This is a genomic window from Sphingobium sp. EM0848, assembly GCF_013375555.1.
In the GTDB taxonomy this organism is placed as follows: Bacteria; Pseudomonadota; Alphaproteobacteria; order Sphingomonadales; family Sphingomonadaceae; genus Sphingobium.
This window is the reverse complement of record NZ_JABXWB010000005.1, coordinates 1,245,428-1,265,087: the sequence shown is the minus strand read 5'-3', so window position 1 is coordinate 1,265,087 and position 19,660 is coordinate 1,245,428. Positions and strand designations below refer to the sequence as shown.

The following is a 19,660-nucleotide window of genomic DNA, read 5'->3' as shown; positions in this document are numbered from 1 at the left end:
TGAATTGCCGCCGCTACCTTTCCCGTTCAAAACTTGGCCGAGAGCGTCACACCATAAGTGGCTGGCTGACCCGTGACGCGATCCACTGTGTCGTAAATGTGCGTGACGTTGTTCCAGTAATTCTTGTTGGTCACATTCTTGCCCCAGAGTTGCACGGTGTAGCGCTTGTCGAACGTGACACCAGCCCGCAAATCGATCAGACTATAACCATCGATCTTGAAGGTATCTTCCGTGCCGGCGGGGCCACGGGTTGCACCAAGGGCCGCATAGGCCTTCGAACGGTAGCTTGCGCTTGCACCGATATAGGCTTCCGCGTTTCCGCTGACCGGGAAGCTGTATTCGACGTCCGCCGTCCCCTGCCATTTCGGCGTATTGGGCAACACATCGCCCCTCGCATCCACCGTTACCGGCGCGAATGGGCTCGCAACGATGGCCGTGCCGTTCACCTTGGAGTTGACATAGGTGCCCGCAAGATTGATGCGAAGGCCGGTCATCGGGCGTAGCGTCAGATCCATTTCCGCGCCGACCACACGCGCCTTGGGGACATTGACGAGGAAGGGCAGATTGCCAAATGGCGGCAGATTCCGCTGCCCCTGCGTCTGCTTGTCGGCATAATCATAGTAGAAGACGGCGCCCGAGACATCCGCCATCCGGTCGAGCAGCGAAGTCTTGAAACCCGCTTCATAGGCGAGAACCGATTCCTGCCGCACCGGCTCATAGAGACGGTAATCAAGCCCCGGAAGAGTCCCAAAATCACCCGTCTTATAACCCTTGGTGACATTGGCGTAGAGCAGCGTCTGCGGGTTCGGCTTCCAGTTGAGGCCTGCACGCCAGGACACATTGTGCTCATCCAATTTCGAATTGAACAGGCCGAAGCTGCCGTCAGGAAGCAACGTCAGACACTGGCCGGGCACGACAAACGGCGGGTAGATCACCCGCAGGCCAAAGGGGTCGGACGCAGTATCGGCAACACAACCGCTGAAGTCACGATTTTCCTTCGTGTAGCGAATACCTGCCTGGAACCTGATCGTATCGGTCAGCGCATAATCCGCATTGGCAAAGCCCGCTATTGAACGAACGCGCTGGTTATTCAACAGACGGTTGCCACGATGATGAATGCCGGTCGTGAAATCCGGCGGCAGGGGCACCTGCGCATTGGACCCTGTAATCCTATTGTTTTGCAGTTCGTTGCTCTTTGAATATTGATAGTTTCCACCCACGACCCATTTGAGCGGTCCGGAATCGCCCTCTACGCGAAGCTCCTGAGTAAATGCCCGGAGACGGCCGGTCTGGTCCACCGTGAGCGCCGGCACATTGGTTGCGTCGCCATCAATGGGATCGAACAGGCGCATATGCGTATAGGAAGACAGTGAAATCAGCTTGATGTCATCGGTCAGTTCGTAATCACCGCGCAGCGCGATCTGATAAAAGCGGTCGTTGCGCCGCCTGCTCCGCCCCACATCCCAGTCCGTCAGCCGATTGTCATTGGATGTAACGTAGGGATAGTTGATCAATGCGGTCTGCGTGGCCAGCGTCTGAGGCGTCAGCGCAGGTCCCGGCGCCACGGGCAGATAGGAGCGGGCCTGCCCGACCTGCGTGTCCGACCGGTCACGCCAGCCATTCACATTCAGCTCGAAGCTCAGCCGTTCGGTGGGCTTCCAATCCAGCAGCAAGCGCGCTGCCATGAAATTGTGCTGGCCGGTCGTCTCGTCGCGAGTGCTGCTCTTCTGCCAGTCGTCGCGCCGCTCGGAGCGAAAGGCCAGCCGTGCCGACAGAGTGTCGGACAGGGGGCCACTGATATGACCGTCGACGTCGATCTGATTGAAGCGGCCATAAGTGAGCGAAACGGCACCTTCCGGTTCCGCGGTCGGCTTGGCCGCGATATAGTTGATGGCCCCTGCCGTGGAGTTCTGGCCGAACAATGTTCCTTGCGGCCCCTTGAGTACTTCGACACGCTCCAGGTCCAACGTGGCGCCTTCGGTCATTCGGGCATAAGGAAGCGGTATCTGGTCGACATAAACGGTGACTGTCGAGGCAGCGGCGATTGTTTCGGAATAGAAGCCCACGCCACGCACCGAGAAGACGGGCGTGCCGTTCTGACTTTGACTGAAGGTGAAGCCCGGCGCGATCTTCGCGAGATCGGCGGCCGAGGTAATGCCCCGGCGCTCCAGCTGCTCACCCGTCGCAGCGGTGATCGAGAGCGGAACATCGCTCAGCCGTTCGCTGCGCTTCTGCGCGGTGACGATAATGTCATAGGAGGAATTGGGCTGCACCGGCGTTTCTGCCGGCGCATCTGCGCCTGCATTTTGCTGCGCGTTCGCAGATAGCGGGACAAAAAGTCCGCTGCCAAGGATTGTTGCTACCAGATATACGGAATGACGGGCACGAAAAGCCATAACACCCTCCCATTAGTCCCTTTTTGACGGCCAGTTTCGGGCCGAATCCTTCTTGGGGAATTCCCGTGCCCATTATTACCCTTTACGATCGTATTGTACAGACTCTTGTGTCGTTTAACAGTCGTATTTGGCGATTTTTTGGGTAATAGACGGTCACATAACGAAAATATCGGGTGCAAGCTGCACGCTGGCACCCGATGCAAAGGTCGGCAAATCCCGATCGTGCAACCAGATCGTCGATCCGATTGCCTGGAAATTGCTTAGATTATCTCAAAGAGGCCAGCCGCACCCATGCCACCACCCACGCACATGGTGATCACGACATAGCTGCATCCGCGGCGGCGGCCCTCAATCAACGCGTGTCCGACCATGCGCGCACCCGACATGCCATAGGGGTGACCGATCGAAATGGCGCCCCCGTTCACGTTGAGCCGTTCGTCGGCTATGCCAAGCACGTCCTGGCAATAGAGCACCTGTGTAGCAAAGGCCTCGTTGAGTTCCCACAGCCCTATATCTTCCACCCCAAGACCAAATCGCTTGAGCAGCCTGGGCACGGCATAAACTGGCCCAATTCCCATCTCGTCGGGTTCCGTTCCAGCAAATGCGACACCGACATAACGGCCAAGTGGCTGTAATCCGCGCGCCCGCGCAAGAGCGCCATCCATGATCACGCAAGCCGAAGCGCCATCAGAGAGTTGGCTGGCATTGCCCGCAGTGACCGTACCATCCGGACGGACGGGGTTAAGCGCGGCAAGGTCGTCCAAAATCGTCGATGGACGATTGCCTTCATCCCGCGACAGGGTGACAAGACGCTCCGAAACCGCACCGGTCGCCTTATCCGTCACGAGCATGGTCGCCTCGACCGGAACGATTTCGTCGTCGAAAGCTCCCGCCGCCTGGGCAGCGGCGGTGCGTTGCTGCGAACGAAGGGCATAGGCGTCCTGACGCTCCCGCGTGATGCCATAGCGCCGCGTGACGACCTCTGCGGTATCGAGCATGGGCATGTAGACATCGCCATGCATCGCCAGCAGCGCAGGGTCCTGCGTGATGCGCAATTCCGGGGTCTGGACCAGGGAAATGGACTCCACGCCGCCGGCCACCACAACATCCATGCCATCGACAATGACCTGCTTGGCCGCCGTCGCGATTGCCATCAGGCCGGACGCGCACTGGCGATCGATCGTTACGCCGGCAACGCTTACAGGCAGTCCGGCGCGCAGTGCCGCGGTGCGGCCAACCGTCTGCTGGTGCCCCTGAGGCAAGGCGGCGCCAAGAACACAATCCTCCACTTCAGCCGGATTGACGCCGGAGCGGGCCACCGCCGCGCGGATCGCATGGGCCGCGAGCGAAGGGGCAGGCAGATTATTGAACGCACCGCGATAGGCCTTGCCGATCGGTGTCCGCGCGGTCGAAACAATGACAGCATCACGCATGATGACCTCTCTCCATTCTGTCGCTGAATTCAAATTTCGCCGCTCATGGCGGTATCTCGCAAAAAATTCAACACTGAAGTCATTTTTCCGACTTTTTAGTTGTTAAAAACGCCAATCAATGCAAAATTGGCTTCCTGTTTCGCCAGAAATTGGACCGATGCATCCAACAAGCGACTCACTTGACACAATTGGAGCACAAATATGAAAGCCATCATTCTTCACCAGCCAGGCGGCCTGGACAGGCTGGAACTGGTCGAGAAGGAAGAGCCTCGCGCGCCCGGCCCGCTGGAGATCACGGTTCGCTTGCGGGCCAGTTCGGTCAATTACCATGACTATCTCGTGGTGAAGGGCGCGGCTCCGGCGATTGAGGGCCTCGTCCCGCTCACCGACGGCGCGGGCGAAGTGGTGGCGGTAGGCTCGGGAGTGACCGAATTCGCGGTCGGCGACTCAGTCATCTCGCTCTTTTTCCCCAACTGGGTCGATGGCGCGCCCCTCAATCGCTTTGGTCCAGAAGTCTTTGCCGACGTTCCGGGCGACGGTGTCCACGGCTATGCGCGCGAATTTGCGACGGCCCCCGCCAGCGCCTTCACGCGCGCGCCCAAGGGCTACAGCCATGCCGAATCCGCCACTCTGGTATGTGCGGGGCTGACGGCATGGCGCGCGCTGGTGGTCGAGGGAGGCGTGAAAGCCGGCGACACCGTATTGGTCGAGGGAACGGGGGGCGTCTCCATCTTCGCCCTGCAATTTGCAAAGGCATCGGGCGCGACGGTCATCGCGACCTCCTCATCCGACGAGAAGCTGGAGCGGCTGAAGGCCATGGGGGCCGACGAAGTGATCAATTATCGCAGCGAACCCAAATGGGGTTCACGCGCACGCCAGCTGACCGGCGGCCGCGGCGTCGATCATGTGGTGGATGTCGGCGGCCCAGCCACATTGCCACAGGCTTTTTCCGCCTGTCGTGTCGGTGCAAGCGTCGCGATGGTAGGCTTGCTGACCGGACATGAAGGACCGCTGCCGACGACAGTGATGATGGGACGGCAACTCCGTGTAAATTGCATCATGGTGGGGTCGCGCCGCGCCCAGATCGACATGGTCCGTGCAGTGGAGGTTAACGGCATCAAACCCGTTATCGACTCCCACTTCCCGCTATCACATCTTGCGGATGCCTTCCGCTATCAAGAGGAAGGCCGGCACTTCGGCAAGATCGCGATCGATATCTGACGATAGAATGGGACGCACCCGTGCCACAAGCACGGGTGCGTCCTATCTTGGAGCATCGTGCGCAAAAGTGGGAACCGATTTTGCGCTTCAAACGATGCGACAGCAAAAACTTAGAGCGCGCTGCATCAGAGTTGGCGCAGCGCGCTCTATTCTTCAAGAATAGCCACGGCGCGGGTCCATCCGGCGGACGCCGCGCGAATCTTGACGGGGAAGCAGGCGATCATGAAGCCCGTGGCGGGCAGCGCCTCCAGATTGTGCAGCTTTTCAAGATGGCAATAGCCGATCTCGCGGCCGGCCTTATGCCCTTCCCAGATCAGTGATGCGTCCGCCTGCCGGTCGAACTTTTCCCGTGTGTGGAGAAAGGGGGCATCCCAACTCCAGGCATCCGTACCGGTAAGCCGCACGCCCCGTTCGAGCAGGTAAAGCGTGGCTTCCCGGCCCATTCCGCAACCTGCCGACACATAGTCATCGCGCCCATAGCAACGCCCGGCCCGGGTATTGACGATCACGATTTCGAGCGGCGCCAGCTGGTGACCGATCCGCTCAAGCTCCGCTTCCACATCGGCGGCGGTGACGACATATCCGTCAGGGAAATGACGGAAATCGAGCTTCACGCCCGGTTGAAAGCACCAGTCGAGCGGCACCTCGTCAATCGTGATCGCCCGTTGCCCGCCATCCATGGTCGAGGCGAAATGCCAGGGCGCGTCGAGATGCGTGCCATTATGGGTGATGAGCGTGACCCGCTCGATCGCCCATGCTTCCCCGTCCGGCAAATCCTCCTGGCGGAGGCCCGGGAAGAAGCCAGTAATCTCCGGCACGGACATCTGATGATCGATATAATCGATCCGCGGCTGATAGCCGGGCGGATCGGACAATATCTCATTTTCGAGAAAAATCGAGAGATCGACGATGGTACGAGGCATGATGAACTCTCCAGCGACAACTCAGGGCGTGTCAGGCGCGGCGGCCCGGAACGCATCGATTTCCAGACAGGCCGCCTCGATTGCGGCGAGACGGGGCCAGCGCAACTCAGACCAGTAGCGCCTTGCGTTGGAAAGCTGTGGTACGAGCGCGACATCGGCCAGCGTTACGCTGTCGCCGACGGTGAAACGCCCCGCACTTTGCTCGGCCATCCGCTCACAGGCATCAAGCCCCTCCCCGATCACCTGCATCGCCCATGTCAGCACCTGCTGCTTGTCCAGTCCGAAGCCGCGCAGACGCCGCAGCGTGCCCAGATTTTGCAGGGGATGAATTTCGCAGGCGATGGCAAGAGCGAAGGCTCTCGCTCGAGCGCGATCCGCCGCGCCAGACGGAAGAAGAGGAGGGGCGGGATAGATCTCGTCCAGATATTCGATGATCGCAAGCGACTGGGTAAGCCGGAGCCTGTCGTCCACCAAAACCGGAACCAGCGCCTGGGGATTGATGGCGCGATAGGACGGTTGCGATTGCTCGCCGCGCAGCAGATCGAGATATACATCCTCGCGATCCACACCCTTGAGGTTGAGCGCGATCCGTACCCTGTAGCTCGCGCTAGAGCGATCAAAGCCGTAAAGGATCATCGGTCATCTGTCCACACGTCCCCGGATGCCGCCGGGAAGGGGGTTTCCGGGGCGGCAAGCGCATTTCAGGCCAGTCGCAGCGCACCGACAATCACCAGCAACGCAGCACCGAACTGCAAATAGACCGGAAAGAAGAAAGGGCTGATCGCCAGACACAGGCCGATGGCGACGGCCACGGGAACGGCCGAAGAAACCAGCAGCAAGGGCCGGAACGCCGCGCCGGCCTGCGCGGCAAGCAGCCACAGAATGCCAAACACGATCCAATCAATTGCAAGCAGGAACCAGACCAACGCGACAACCGCCTGGCCATCCGCCGGGAAGCGCGTTCGCGTGGACATCCAGGCGAAGGAATGAAGCAGCGCACACAGGATCATGAGCGCCGCCGCACCACGGATTAGATTTGCCGCAGAAACAAAGGGCATCGGACAACCGCCTCCCAGACCGTTCATATGTAATGATGGCAGGGACGATAACAGCCGCCAGACCAGATGGCAACAAAATCATCAAAATTGTCAGTCAACCGACAAGAAAGTCAGATTTTTCTCAACCCGCTGACGGCATGCCTTCAGGAACGGATCAGATAAGCCAGATGGGATACGTCTTCCTGCAGGATACGAACCACATCGTTCAGATTGTCGCTGCGCGAGCGATGCGCATCCGATCGCAGCACGGACCTGACAGCGAGATCGGATATGATCTCGGCAATTTCCTGGGCCGTCAGGCGTCCGTCCGCGCTGTACCACCAGGCCGCCCAGTTGCGCATTCCCGCAATTGCGAGTGCCGCGATATGCGGATCGACGGGCCGGAATTTTCCGGTCGCGATACCACGCTCGATAACGCCAACGAAATATTCCAGATTCTTGCGCTTCGACGCCTCGTTGCTGGCTTTCAGCTCCTCGGGAAGATCGCTTTCCGCGCGGTCGAGCAGGCGAAAATAAATCTGGTGATCGAGCAGCCATAATGTGGTCGCCTGCACCACAAGACGCAACGTCTCTTCCGGTTCGCCATCCTTGTCCTGGGCGATCTGCGTCAATTGCCGCTCTGCAGAGAGAGTCAGTTCCTCAATGATGGCTTCGAGAAGCTTTTCCTTGCTGGGGAAATGATAATAGAGCCCTGGGCGGCTCATCCCGAACGCGTCGGCAATATCCTGCAAATTGGTGCCGACAAACCCCTTTTCGGCGAACATGGCGGCCGCCGTATCCAAAATCGCCCGCCGGAGAACGGTGGTACGGTGCCTGACAGCCTTGGCGCCCTCATTGTCCGCGCTGCCTGCCTTTTCCTGTTCAGGCAAAGCAGCGGTCATTCCGGGGGCATCCGCCATCTTGGCCTTGGCGCGGGGCTTTCGTGTCTTCGTCTGCATAGCGGCCCTTCTAGCGAGGCGGAGCGCGCTTGTCTTGCCTCATGAGGGGGCTTGGGCACAACGCGCCACATAGGCTTCGAGCGCGGCGCGCATATGCGCAGGCAGGGCCAATGCTTCATAGCTCCTGGCCGATATGATGATGGGTGAGAGAATCGAGGAAAAGCGCGGTACGCCGTCCATGCCCACGGCCTCGATCGCCAGATCGAGCGTGCGTGTGCGAATAGCCGTGACGCGAACCGTCATGTCGAACAGATCGTCGGTGCGCAGTACATGGTGAAAAGTGAAGGAGAGATATTTTGTCGGCGTATAGAGGGCCGCGTCTGCAAGGCTGGGCGGATGGTCGGCCATGACAACCCGCCAGAACCAGTCCGCCGCGCTCGCGACATAGTCACCGAAACGTGGCGTGTAGACCACTTGCGCCGGATCGCAATCACCCCATTGCACCCGGCGGCGGACCCGGACGGGAATATGGGAAACCAGCCGGTCACGAAAATCCTCGTCCGCGCTTGCGACCATCACAACCGACCTTCCATGCGGACAATGGCTCGCCCGATCATGCGTCCAGAACCGTCACTTCATCCCATCCGAAGTCACTCAGGCGACCGTCGAGACCGCCGCTGAACATGCTGTACCAGATTGCCGGGCGCATGCCGACCGTCCGCCGGACAAACCGCAGCGGAGCCGCGCCCTCGACCAGCGTATAAGCCGGACCAAGATCGCGAACGACGCAATCCGAACGGCCGCGTGCGTCAGCGATCAGCCCTGCGAATTCCTCGACATTCGGTACATAGATTTTCGGCATTCAATTTGCTCCATCCGCGGCGAGCCGTTCGACCAGACCGGATTTCTCGCGCCAGATCTCCTCGATCGTCTCGACCCGCCGTCCATGCTCATTCTCGAACTTGATTGCAGCTTCCAGGGTCAGGGCAGCGTCGATCGTGTCGACGTCCGTAAAGGGCCGAAGCTGCCAGCCGATCTCCACCATATAGCCATTGGGGTCGGTCACATAGATGGACTCCACAACCTCATGGGTCACGAGCATGACCTCATAACCGAAGGCTTCGAGCCGCTCCTTCCACAACAGCATCGTCTCGCGATCTTCAACGCGCCAGGCGGTGTGGACCGACCGATAGAGCCAATGATCCCAGGAAAGCGCTTCAGGGGGTCGCTCATTCTTCAGATAATAGAAGAAGGCGATGGTGCTGTGGTTCCCGGACTCGAAGAAGAAGTGGAGGAAATCCGGATGATCGCCCGGTCCCCAGCCCCGCGCCGATATCGCGTGGCACAGCTTCAGGCCCAGAACCTCCCGATAGAAATGGACCGTCTCCTCCAGCTTCCATGTCGGCCGGGCCGTGTGATGCACGCCGGCAAGCTCGGGTGTCGGAAGGACAAGGCCTTCGGGCGCAGTGGGTTTGGGAAGCGGGTGCAAGTTCATCATCGCATTTCCTTGTTCAAGCTCAGACCGTGGCAACGCCGGCGAAGGTGTCGGCGAGCCATTCACCGATCGCACGCCCCACCGCCGGACGGTTGTCCTCTTCACCCTCATGGATTGGGCGGCCCTGATGATCACCGCGGAACGCCCGGCGCTGCTTGTCGCTGGTACCAATCCAACCGAAGATCGCCTCATTATCGGAAGGGAAGGTGGCTGGGTCGCCAGTATATTCGATGAATAGCGTAGGCTGCTCGATCGCGGGCGCGCAGGCTTCGAGCGAGGCATTGGAACTCAGGCCAGACCATGTCGAAAGCCAGCTCTCCGCCGTGCACAATCGCCCAAAGCCGATGCTGCCATAGTTGGACGAGGCAGGATCGCTGCCCCAAAGCGAACCGATCCGCCTGTCCGATGGATCGAGGCCGAGATCCCAGCAGCGCAAATCCGCATCGGTACGCCAGACCGGAAAGATCGGCGTATGGGCGGCGCGAATGCGATCGGCCCGGCCGCCCTCCGCCTTGAAGCGCTTGCGCGCGGCTGCGCGTTCGGCAACCTGCTCCCGCGCGATGGCATCAATCCGTGCCACGCGGGCCACCTGTGCCTCACGGTAGCGCTTCACGAAATCCGCCGAATAGCTTGACCCATTGCGCGCAAAACCATTGTCCGGCGAAAAGGGATCGAGCGACGGATCAACCGAGAGCGCGTCATTCTCATCACTCACCGACGGATCGATACCGCTCATCAAAAGCTTGCCCTGCCCCAAATGGGTCGACACGAAGACCAGACCGTCGAGCGGCACAAGATCGGCCTCCGCAAGCTTGGTCGGCCGCCCCGCAGGCGTGAAGGCAATCCGCTTGTCGGGCGCAGCCAGGGCCTGCTGGTTGTAGAAGGCCCAGAGCGGCCCACCGCCTGAATTGCCGACCGAAATGATCCGCTTGAAGCCCGATTCATGCAGGAAGCGCGTGGCCGCGGCCAGATCATAGAGCGCGATCTCATGCTCAAGACGGATATCGTTCCCCACGAGCCGGGGTGCCTGCAGGAAAACCGCAACACCCGTTCGAAGGATTTCAGCGGCCAGATAATTGGCTACGATATGCTCGCGCGGATGAGCGATGACGGCAACGGTCTCCTCCCCTCCCCTGGCGAGCAGATAGCCCGAAACGACATTGCCGTCCTCAGTCCTGAGCGGATGTACCGTCAGTTGCACCCCTTCAGGAATGCGCGCAGGGTCCCAGAAAGCGCCGCGCAACCCGGCTGTTGCACGATGTGGGTCGTTCACGGTCATCAGAGAGTCTCCCCGATCAATCCGGTGGGCAAGACATCGGTATAGCGGCCGGACAACAGTTCACCGGCGCCTGGAGCCTTGGCCGGGAGATTGAGGGACTGGAGCATGCGGAACGCGGTACATGCCGCTGCCGAAATCACCGGCACGCCGAGTTTCGCCTCGACGACCGGGATTGCCGCAAGCGACGGCATCTGCACACAGGCCGACAGCACCAGCGCATCGACATTGGCCAGATCGAGGCCACTCGCTATCTCGACCAGCGCCATGGGATCACGCCGCCCCACCGCGATATTGTCCTGGATTTCGAGCGCCACCCGGTCCTGAACCTCCACGCCTTCCGCCTCGATATAATCGACGACCAACTGGGTCAGGGGTTTCATATAGGGTGTGATGACGGCGATCTTCTTGGCGCCGATCACACCCAACCCTTCGATCAGCGCACCGGCGCTGGTGACGACCGGCGCGGCCGCGCCATTCTCGATCGTCCGTTGGTGCAGCCGCCGCTCCGATTCGCGATGATAGCCCTTGCCCATGCTCATGATCGCGACCAGGCACGCATAACCCATGACATCGACATGCGCGTCCGAGAGCTCGAGCGCGCAGCGATCAGAGTCCGCATCCATCGCCGCCAGTTCTTCCCTGGTCACATGCTTCATCCGCATGCGACTGGAATGGAAGGTGAAATGCGCGCCGGATGCAGCGCTGCTCGCCTGCAGAATGGCCGGAATTTCGGTTTCCATGGTCGTGTTCGAACTCGGCACGATCTGCCCGATTCGAAAGCTGGCTTTATCCAAAAGCCCCTCCTTTTAAGATGACCGCCGACACGCATATCTGAGTCGACATATATGTAATGTTTTTTATCATTTAAGACTGTTTTGTAAAGAGCACTCTTCGCAATGAAGGTCGGCGCCTGCTCACAAGAATCCCGGCCGCTATTTTTCAGACTAATATTCAATATGATATTCAAAGCCCATGACCCACATATCATGAACCGCGAGCTTCATGCCGCACTCCTCCCATGATCCATATCAATCGCATCTGGTGAAATTCTGTCATCCAAGCCGGCATGTATTCCTGCCCGACAATAGGCAGGCAAGATCGTCCTCGTGCGGATGCAACGATGTGAGAGACAATGCTCAAATTGGAAGGCAAGGTCGCGATGGTGGCGGGCGCAAGCGACGGAATCGGCCAGGCAACCGCCGAAATTTTCGCCAGGGAGGGTGCCATTGCCTATGCTGCGGACCTGAAATCAGAGAGAGCGGCAATCACCTATGCCCGCATCAATTCCCTCCACCCGGACGTCGTAGCCACACCGCCGGTTCTGAAGGCGCAGAACTGCGGGACCGCAATCGACACCGTTCTCTGCGCAAGCTCGCTGGGCCGCATGACGAAATCGGCCAAACTCGCCCGGGCCATCCTGCTCCTCTCGACGCGACGACTCGAGTTTCATGGCCGGTTCGAAACTGGTCGTGGATGGCGGCCATCTGGCCAGGGACTCCTGAGGCTGAGCGCAATCAGCCTAGGAATTTTACACAATAGTCTGTTTATTGACATTTGTATCTATTTTAATATTCTCAGCATCGACATCCGGCGCCGGATTCGGACGCTGGACAGGAGAAGGATGGTCCGCATCGAGAAGCGTAGAGGGTCACGCATGCCGCCTCGCCGGGGCCAATGTTCGCGGCAACAGGGCCCATCGTCCGCTCCTCGTCAGGAAAGTTCCCCTGCGAAGGATGGAGACAGTCGAATAATGCTAGCTGTGCAATCCCCAATTCCGGGCGTCGTGTATATGTCCAAGGATGAACTGACACGGTATCACACCCTCGGTGCATTGACCGACGAAACCCTGATCGGCGCCTATCGGCGTACATTCGCTCAATATCCGGACCGCGTAGCACTTTCGCGGCCCGGGAGCACGGTCAGCTTTGCCGAACTGGATGACATCACGAACCGGGGCGCCGCAGCCCTTTGGCGGCTCGGTCTGCGGCCGACCGACCGCGTGATATTCCAGATGCGCAATTGCAAGGAATTGGTCTACGCTTTCCTGTCCTGCCTGAAGATCGGTGTCATCCCCGTCTGCACGCTAGCTGCGCATCGCGAGCAGGAAATCGGATATATCGGCAACCATGCCGGGGCAAAGGCCCATTTTGTCCATGGCGATGACGGCCGGTTCGACATGGTTGCCTTTGCAAAGAGCATCGCGGCACGCATCCCCTCCATTGCCCATATTCTGGTTGTCCGAAGCGACGCGCCGGCAGCAGACACCTTGTCCTTCGAGAACCTTATCACGGCCGAGGACAGTGCCGCCGCGCGAAAGCTGGTTGAGGGCATGTCCCTTGACCCCTATCAGGTGGCCGTTTTCCAGTTGTCGGGCGGGACCAGCGGCATTCCCAAGATCATTCCGCGCTTCAGCAACGAATATCTCTATGCGATGCGCTCCGTGACCGACCATATGGGGATTACTAGGGAAACGGTCACATTTACCGCCAATCCGTTCATGCACAATGCGCCGATGGCCTGTTTCTGGGGACCAACACTGCTTGCCGGGGGGGAGATGGTCATAGCGGACGGCCCCTCCCTCGCCGACATCGAAGCGGCGCTGACGGCGCGGCGCCCGAACTGGATCGCGCTCGCCAAAGTCCATCTGATGCGCCTGATCGAAAACGGCGTGACCGACCGCCTGACATTCGACAATGTCCGCGCATTCTCCGTACCTGACAGCGCGCGACAGCTAAGTCGCATGCTGGGCGCCCCATGCATCCCGATGTATGGCATGACCGAAGGTCTTCTGGGTTTTGCGCTCCCATCAGATCCGGGCGAAACCGTGGAATTCACGGTCGGACGCTCCACCTCGCCACATGACGAAATCCGCATCGTCCGCCCCGGCAGCGAAGACGATCTGCCTGATGGAGAAGTGGGCGAACTGCTGGTGCGGGGGCCATGCACGATCCGGGGCTATTTCGATGCCCCGGATCGGGATGTTGAGGCGTTCACCGCCGACGGCTTCTATCGCTCGGGCGATCTCATGAGTTGGCGAACGGTCGAGGGTGTCCGCAACCTCGTCTTCAACGGGCGCGTCAAGGACGTGATCGACCGGGGTGGTGAGAAGATCAATTGCAGCGAGGTGGAACTGGCCATTTCCCGCCACCCATCGGTCGGCGCAGTGGCATGCGTCGCCATGCCCGATCCGCTCTATGGCGAGCGCATGTGCGCGTTCATTGCGCTGCGGGATCAGGCGCCCGAGTTGACGCTGACCACGCTTGGCACGCATCTGGCCGAGGAGGGGTTATCCAAATTCAAATGGCCCGAGCGCATCGAACTCGTTCCCGAACTCCCCTCAACCACATCGGGCAAGGTGTCCAAGCCGCTGATGCGCGAAATCATCGCAGCGAAGCTGAAGGCTGAAGCCTCGGGTCAATCCGTCGTTGGCTGACCGGCCGATCACGACCAGCGGAGTATCATGGAGCTTGTTTGGAGCGTGATGGTCTCTTCGGATCGTCCCGTCAATCACAGCCTGCCGAAGGAGAAGGATGTCATGGCAATGACTGAACAGGATCTTCAGAACATCGAAATGACGAAGGAATATTTCCGTCGGGGCGATGCACAGGATCCGACACTACTCGAACTCTTCCATCCCGAACTTCAATTTTATTTTCCGAAGTTTGGCATCGGACACGGCCCACAATCGATAATGGACATGGTATCAGGCTTCATCGGTGAACTCGAATCGATCGAACATGACTTCAGCAACTATGTGTTCGTCGCCCGGCATCCCTATGTCGCCGTCGAAGGGATCGCGCGCGGACGCATGAAGGGGCAGGATTGGGAAGGCGGCAGGACATCGGCAGGCCGCTTCTGCAACCTGTTCGAGTTTCGCGACGGCTTGATCACCCGATGCCATGTCTATCTCGATCCGGACTATCTCGGGGAGGATGAGGCGCGCTTTCGGTGGGGACGTGAGGGTCGTGAATGGTGAGCGATTGCCCATCGCCTCGATCGAGGCACCGGTCGTTCGCATCATAGCCTGACAACCATGGCAGAATAGGAGAGAATAAGATGACAAGACTGGCCAACAAGGTCGCTATCATCACAGGCGCGGGCAGCGGTCAGGGCGCGGCGGAGGCGCGCCTCTTCGCAGCGGAAGGCGCGCGCGTCGCTGTAACAGATGTCAATGAGGAAGCTGCACGAGCCGTAGCGCAGGAGATTGGCGAGGCCGCGATTGCGGTGCGACTCGATGTGACGAACGAAACCGACTGGCGCAAGGCGGTCGATGCGACCATCGCGGCATTCGGCAAGGTCGACGTCCTTGTCAACAATGCGGGCGTCTACAAACCCAGGCCCATCCAACAGACCGACCGCGCGCTGCTTGACCTGCACTATAATGTGAATGTTGTCGGCACCTTCCTTGGCATGCAGGCAGTGCGCGAGGTGATGCGCGATGGCGGCGGAGGCGCAATCGTCAATATCGCCTCGGGTGCGGGAACCAAGGGGTTTCCCGGCATGATCGCCTATTCAGGTTCCAAGTTCATGGTGCGCGGCATCAGCCGCTGCGCTGCAATCGACCTTGCGCCTGACAAAATCCGCGTGAATCTCGTTCTGCCCGGCATCATCGACACACCCATGCTGGCCGAAAACCCGCCCGAGATTCTTGCCGCATTCCCGACTCTGCCGCCGGCGCAACGGCTCGGTACGGTCGACGAGATCGCAGAAGCGGTCCTCTTCCTCGCGTCCGATGCCGCATCCTATGTCATGGGCGCCGAGTTGTCAGTGTGCGGTGGACTGATGGCATAAGCGAAAGGGACGAAATATGCACTGATTTCGTCCCTTCCCCGCGCCACCTCTCGGTCCTGTCAGGATATTGCCGGTTTCACAATCGGTTGAGCAAGGTTGACATACAATAGGGCACATACCGGAGCTGTCGCCAATCCGCCACATGCGATGATCCCGGCTCATAATTTAACTTGACGATAGTAAAGTTTTTTGTCACATCAGGACAGCCACCTGCTCCGGCTTTGAGGCAGGCACGGGATCAAGGAATCAAACGCTCGATCACAGCCGCCCCTTCCATGCCGTAAGACAAAGATCGACCGGGAACGCGTGACACGAGAACAGAAGAGTGACCTCCAACTGGAGAATGGACTCACGCGCGCCGTGACCCGCGGATGTTGCGTGCCGGGGAGGATAGCAAGGAAAGGCGTACCATGAGTGACGATGTAACCACCTATCAATATTATGCCGGCGGCGAATGGCGTGACGCCGCCGATGGCGCCACTTTCGATGTGCTGGAACCCTATAGCCGCAAGCTGATGCACCGCATCCCGGCTTGCGGCCCGGTGGAAACCCGCGGAGCGATCGAGGCCGCTGCAAAGGCATTCCCGGTCTGGTCGGCCATGACGCCCGCCGCGAAAGCCGCCCTCTTCTTCAAGGCGGCGGCCATCGTGCGCAGCCGCATGAATGAGATCGCCGACCTCCTCTCGCGCGAAACCGGCAGCACCATCTCCTTTTCCGCCTTCCAGCAGCACCTCGTGGTCGAAAGCCTCGAAGCGGCGGCGGGCTGGGTCTATCATCCGCGCGGCGAGGTCTTTCCGACCAATATGCCCGGCCGGCATTCGTTCAGCGTCCGTCGTCCGCTTGGCGTGGTTGCGAGCTTCACCCCCTGGAACGGCGCCAATATTCTGTCCTGGCGCGCCGTTCTGGCGCCGCTTGCCGCCGGTAATACGGTCGTCGTCAAACCTTCGGAGCTGGCGCCCGTCTCGGCGGGCCTGATCGTCGCGAAAATCGCGGAGGAAGCTGGATTTCCCGCTGGCGTGATCAATGTCATCCCGCATGCGCCGGGCATGGCCGGGACGATCGCGGACGAGATCTTCGCTTCGCCGGATATCCGCTGCATCAACCTCATCGGCGGCGTCAAGACCGCGCGGATCCTGGCGGAGCGCGCCGGCAAAACGCTCAAGCGCTCGGTGCTGGAGCTTGGCGGCTACAATCCGCTCATCGTTCTGGATGATGTCAATGTCGACTATGCGGTGCGTTCGGCGGTGTTCGGGTCCTTCTTCCATCAGGGCCAGATCTGCATGAACACGCGCAAGGTCATCATCCAGCGCAAGATCTACGACGAGTTCCTGGAAAAATTCGTGCGGCGCGCGCGCCAGCTCCCGTCAGGCGACCCATCCAATCCCGAGACCTTGATTGGCCCGCTGGTGACACCCGATGCCGTGCGCAAGGTCCACCAGTCGGTCGAGGAAGCGGTCGCGCTTGGCGCCCGGATCGAGACCGGCGGCACGTTCGAAGGTCAGGTCTATCAACCAACGATCCTCACCAACGTGCCTTATGAGGCGACCATTTCCAACGAGGAGACGTTCGGACCGGTGGTCATCGTCGAGCCGGTCGACAGCGTGGAGGATGCCGTCAACGTCGCCAATCGCGTCTCCTACGGTCTTGTCGCCTCCATCCTCAGCGGCGATTCCTACCGTGCGCTCGAACTTGCGCCGCAGATCATGGCGGGGGTCGTCAACGTCAACACCTCCACCATCAACGACGAAACCCATGTGCCGATGGGCGGTGTTCGTGACAGCGGCTGGGGCCGTACTGGACCGGACAGCCTGAACGATTTCACCGATACGATCTGGATCAACGCGCGACACAGCGCCAATGAAAGCCAGTATCCTTTCTGACGCTCATGAAGAAGGATCAAGGCAGGGCGCGGACACCCGCCCCTGCCGAGGCAGAGGGACTGTATGATCGACAATGCCAATGAGCAGATGGAACGGCTGCTCGACCGTGCGGCGGCAGGAAATATCGGCCGCCGTTCCTTCCTTGCGGCCGCAACCGCGCTTGGTGCAACGGCGCTGTTCAACTCCGCCGTCGTTGACGGAGCATTGGCCGCGGGCGTCAACCAGCGCGCGCATCGCGCCACGATGCGCGATTCCTTCGATTATATCATCATCGGCGCGGGAGCAGCCGGGTGCATCATCGCAGCCCGTCTGGCCGAAGCAGGCATGGAGGTGCTGCTGGTGGAGTCCGGCGGTACCGACGATCTGGCGCAGGTTGCGACGCCCGGCATCTGGTTCACCAATATCGGCAGCCCTCGCGACTGGCGTTTTACAGCCAATCCTTCTCCGCTGGTCAACGGCCGTACCATTCCCATGGCCATGGGGCATGTGCTGGGCGGGGGAACAAGCATCAACGCGATGCTGTGGATGAGGGGCTTTGCCCAGGATTTCGACGACTGGGCCTATAATGGATGTGACGGCTGGGCCTTTCAGGACGTGCTGCCGCTCTTCAGGGCGCTGGAAGATTGGGAAGGTGGCGCCAATGAATGGCGCGGCGCCGGCGGTCCGGTTCATATCCGCACAGCGGCGACCGACCCTCATCCCACAGCCGCCGCTTTTATCGCCGCATCGCGACAGATGGGAATACCCGTCCTTGACGACATGAACGCGCCGATGCGGGAAGGCGCAGGCTATGTGAATATGAGCATCACCAAGGAAGGGACGCGGGCCAGCGCTTCGCGCGCTTTCCTGCGCCCGGCGCTCTCACGCCCAAACCTGCATCTGCTGCTCGATACCGACGCCACCGGCCTCTTGTTCGAGGGCACGCGCTGCACGGGCGTCCAATTACAGGGACGGGACGGCGCGAGAGCCGTTCGTGCCAGCCGCGAGGTCATCATCGCGGGCGGCGGCATGATGAGCGCAAAGCTGCTGCTGCTCTCCGGCATCGGCGACGCGGATGCGTCTCGCAGGCTTGGAATCACGCCGATCGTTGACCTCCAGGGCGTCGGTCGGAATTTTCAGGATCACCCGATCCTGTTCGGCGTGGCCTATCGTTACCGGGGCAAAATGCCTCCACGATCGATGACGAGCAATGCGGTCGAGGCTGCCGCCTATGTGCGAAGCGATATCGCAAAGCCTGTCCCTGATCTGAAGATGGTTCTGCAACAATTACCGTTCGTGACACCAGAAGTTCAGGCAAAATTCGGCACGTTGCCATCCGACGGTTATACGATCACGCCAGCATTGATGCGCCCATCCAGCCGTGGAACCTTTCGCCTTTCCAGCGCCGACTGGCGTGACAAAGGACAATTGGACAGCAATTTCTTCTCGACCGAACATGATATCGAGACGACTGTGCGCGGCATCGAGCTTGTTCGGGAATTGGGACAGGCTGAGGGCTTTGCCGGGATTCGCGATGCCGAAATCGTCCCCGGCCGCCCGATGACCAAAGCCGAGTTGCGGGACTTTGCCCGCAATGCGGCGATCAGCTTTGGTCACCCTGTCGGCACTTGCAAGATGGGAACGGATGAACGCGCTGTCGTCAATCCTTCGTTGCGCGTGAGGGGTGTCGAGGCTCTCCGCGTCTGCGACTCATCCATCATGCCCTCAATCGTGACCGCACCGACAGCAGCAGCGAGCCACATGATCGGCCTGAAGGCGGTCGACCTGATCTTGCAGGATCATCACCGGCCATCTTCCAGCTGACGCTGCGGGCCGCACGGCGACGGATTCCGCGGCCTGAACTGGCTAATCGGCCTGTGAGGCCCTCACGTTGGCACGAAGAATATTCTGCCAAATTGCGCGATTACCCGGTGCAATTCCGGATTTCGCACAGCCTTGACGGCATTGCTGACAGACATCCAGCAACGTTGCCGCTGATGCATTTCGGGCCAAATGGGCGCTTCGACGGAAACCTTCAGCGGATAGGCCGAAATGATGACGATTTTTTCGACTCCATCAGCCGTTCATTTAATCTGCCGATATGTGGCGACGGGGCGACCGCTGATCGAACCAAGCACGCCGCCCTCTTCAAACGCCTCACGGGCCGCCGATGCATCTGGCAGCATATCGCGTTTCACTTCTCCTTTGAGCAAGACCCAACGACCGCTTCGCTTGGACGTGACAAGCAGAATCTCGGGCTCACCCTCGACGTTGATGCGAAAAGGAATGGCTCCGGATTGGCGCGTCATCCTCCCACCTTGCCGGCA

Annotated in this window: 18 protein-coding genes; 6 read left to right on the top strand and 12 right to left on the bottom strand. The window is 60.1% G+C overall.

The window, feature by feature from the left end:
* Positions 1 to 26: 26 nt before the first annotated feature.
* Together HUK73_RS23860 and HUK73_RS23855 are read right to left on the bottom strand one after the other, a co-directional pair.
* A complete protein-coding gene (locus HUK73_RS23860) occupies positions 27 to 2,273 on the bottom strand; it encodes a TonB-dependent receptor (protein ID WP_176594250.1) in 2,247 nt (748 codons plus the stop codon).
* 383 nt (positions 2,274 to 2,656) lie between these two features.
* A complete protein-coding gene (locus HUK73_RS23855) occupies positions 2,657 to 3,829 on the bottom strand; it encodes an acetyl-CoA C-acyltransferase (protein WP_176594249.1) in 1,173 nt (390 codons plus the stop codon).
* 201 nt (positions 3,830 to 4,030) lie between these two features.
* Between HUK73_RS23855 and HUK73_RS23850 the strand changes: the two genes are divergently transcribed.
* Positions 4,031 to 5,050, top strand: a complete 1,020-nt coding sequence (locus HUK73_RS23850; protein ID WP_176594248.1) for an NAD(P)-dependent alcohol dehydrogenase — start codon at positions 4,031 to 4,033, stop codon at positions 5,048 to 5,050.
* Positions 5,051 to 5,196: 146 nt separating this feature from the next.
* Here the strand turns inward: HUK73_RS23850 and HUK73_RS23845 are convergent, their stop codons facing one another.
* The 9 genes from HUK73_RS23845 to HUK73_RS23810 form a co-directional block, all read right to left on the bottom strand.
* Positions 5,197 to 5,973, bottom strand: coding sequence for a cyclase family protein (locus HUK73_RS23845; protein WP_176594247.1), 777 nt, complete (start codon positions 5,971 to 5,973; stop codon positions 5,197 to 5,199).
* Between the two features lie 21 nt (positions 5,974 to 5,994).
* Complete coding sequence (gene maiA / locus HUK73_RS23840) at positions 5,995 to 6,609, bottom strand: maleylacetoacetate isomerase (protein ID WP_176594246.1); 615 nt, start codon at positions 6,607 to 6,609, stop codon at positions 5,995 to 5,997.
* A gap of 65 nt (positions 6,610 to 6,674) precedes the next feature.
* Complete coding sequence (locus HUK73_RS23835; protein ID WP_176594245.1) at positions 6,675 to 6,899, bottom strand: hypothetical protein; 225 nt, start codon at positions 6,897 to 6,899, stop codon at positions 6,675 to 6,677.
* A gap of 275 nt (positions 6,900 to 7,174) precedes the next feature.
* A complete protein-coding gene (locus HUK73_RS23830; RefSeq protein ID WP_176594244.1) occupies positions 7,175 to 7,969 on the bottom strand; it encodes a TetR/AcrR family transcriptional regulator in 795 nt (264 codons plus the stop codon).
* Positions 7,970 to 8,008: 39 nt separating this feature from the next.
* Positions 8,009 to 8,488 carry a thioesterase family protein gene (locus tag HUK73_RS23825; RefSeq protein ID WP_176594243.1) on the bottom strand — a complete coding sequence of 160 codons (480 nt, stop codon included), beginning with the start codon at positions 8,486 to 8,488 and terminating at the stop codon, positions 8,009 to 8,011.
* 34 nt (positions 8,489 to 8,522) lie between these two features.
* A complete protein-coding gene (locus HUK73_RS26595; protein WP_218036703.1) occupies positions 8,523 to 8,771 on the bottom strand; it encodes a hypothetical protein in 249 nt (82 codons plus the stop codon).
* Positions 8,772 to 9,407, bottom strand: coding sequence for a VOC family protein (locus HUK73_RS23820; RefSeq protein ID WP_218036702.1), 636 nt, complete (start codon positions 9,405 to 9,407; stop codon positions 8,772 to 8,774).
* Positions 9,408 to 9,426: 19 nt separating this feature from the next.
* The gene (locus tag HUK73_RS23815; RefSeq protein WP_176594242.1) at positions 9,427 to 10,683 is read right to left on the bottom strand and encodes an alpha/beta hydrolase; all 1,257 of its coding nucleotides are present in this window, start codon (positions 10,681 to 10,683) and stop codon (positions 9,427 to 9,429) included.
* The gene (locus tag HUK73_RS23810) at positions 10,683 to 11,477 is read right to left on the bottom strand and encodes an Asp/Glu racemase (RefSeq protein WP_304413762.1); all 795 of its coding nucleotides are present in this window, start codon (positions 11,475 to 11,477) and stop codon (positions 10,683 to 10,685) included. Before HUK73_RS23810 ends, HUK73_RS23815 begins: the two co-directional genes overlap by 1 nt.
* 995 nt (positions 11,478 to 12,472) lie before the next feature.
* On the opposite strand from HUK73_RS23810, the gene HUK73_RS23805 reads away from it, so the two are divergent.
* The 5 genes from HUK73_RS23805 to HUK73_RS23785 all read left to right on the top strand — a co-directional run bounded on the left by HUK73_RS23805 (position 12,473) and on the right by HUK73_RS23785 (position 19,157).
* Complete coding sequence (locus HUK73_RS23805; protein WP_176594241.1) at positions 12,473 to 14,116, top strand: AMP-binding protein; 1,644 nt, start codon at positions 12,473 to 12,475, stop codon at positions 14,114 to 14,116.
* Between the two features lie 102 nt (positions 14,117 to 14,218).
* Positions 14,219 to 14,659: a nuclear transport factor 2 family protein gene (locus HUK73_RS23800; RefSeq protein ID WP_176594240.1), complete on the top strand. Its 441-nt coding sequence runs from the start codon at positions 14,219 to 14,221 to the stop codon at positions 14,657 to 14,659.
* 80 nt (positions 14,660 to 14,739) lie between these two features.
* Entirely contained in the window at positions 14,740 to 15,474 is a 735-nt protein-coding gene (locus HUK73_RS23795; protein WP_176594239.1) for an SDR family NAD(P)-dependent oxidoreductase, read from the top strand.
* 410 nt (positions 15,475 to 15,884) lie between these two features.
* The gene (locus HUK73_RS23790) at positions 15,885 to 17,354 is read left to right on the top strand and encodes an aldehyde dehydrogenase family protein (protein WP_176594238.1); all 1,470 of its coding nucleotides are present in this window, start codon (positions 15,885 to 15,887) and stop codon (positions 17,352 to 17,354) included.
* 63 nt (positions 17,355 to 17,417) lie between these two features.
* Complete coding sequence (locus HUK73_RS23785) at positions 17,418 to 19,157, top strand: GMC family oxidoreductase (protein ID WP_176594237.1); 1,740 nt, start codon at positions 17,418 to 17,420, stop codon at positions 19,155 to 19,157.
* A gap of 260 nt (positions 19,158 to 19,417) precedes the next feature.
* On the opposite strand, the gene HUK73_RS23780 is transcribed toward HUK73_RS23785, so the two are convergent.
* Positions 19,418 to 19,642: an NUDIX domain-containing protein gene (locus HUK73_RS23780; RefSeq protein ID WP_176594236.1), complete on the bottom strand. Its 225-nt coding sequence runs from the start codon at positions 19,640 to 19,642 to the stop codon at positions 19,418 to 19,420.
* Positions 19,643 to 19,660: the final 18 nt, after the last annotated feature.